Source organism: Leptotrichia sp. oral taxon 879 str. F0557 (assembly GCF_000469385.1).
GTDB classification, from domain to species: Bacteria; Fusobacteriota; Fusobacteriia; order Fusobacteriales; family Leptotrichiaceae; genus Leptotrichia; species Leptotrichia mesophila.
Genome location: NZ_KI271290.1, coordinates 69,856 through 70,367 on the forward strand (window position 1 = coordinate 69,856; position 512 = coordinate 70,367).

Here is a 512-nt window from a genome sequence, read left to right on the forward strand (position 1 = left end):
TTGAATTGTATTTTCTATCTTCTTTAGTTAATTTATTCCTTTTTGTCGATTTTTCAGGTATCAAGCTATTACTGTGTATCTTATTCATACCTATGTATCCTTTGTTGGCAATTAAAAGTACATCTTTTAAAAGATGCACGTAGCTTTTGCAGAACAGCTTAAAGTCATGAACGCTTCCATGTGAAAATGAGACATTAAGTATCCTCATATCTTTTTCGTCTGCCGCTATCTGAGCCTTTATCGTGTGCTTTTTCTTTTTTCCTGAGTAATATCTCCGCTGTTTTTTTAGGACGCTCAATCTCACATTCCGTAGTGTCAACCAGTACAACCTCTATCTCAGTGTCCCTGACAAGCTCCCTCTTTTTAGGCAAGGAAAACTCCCCGTTTTTATCAGTGTGTTCTCACCCTATTTAACACACTCACAAATGATACTTTTTTGCAACGACGTATTCAAAGGCAAGGTTGTCGAACAGGTCTAATATATAATAAAACCTATTTAAAACTGAACTATT

1 protein-coding gene is annotated in these 512 nt (G+C 35.5%); it reads right to left on the reverse strand.

Annotation, left to right across the window (positions count from 1 at the left end; all coding sequences use genetic code 11):
- The coding region (locus tag HMPREF1552_RS11745; RefSeq protein ID WP_231370727.1) for a transposase family protein at positions 1–319 on the reverse strand (319 nt) is incomplete at its 3' end.
- Positions 320–512 lie beyond the last annotated feature (193 nt).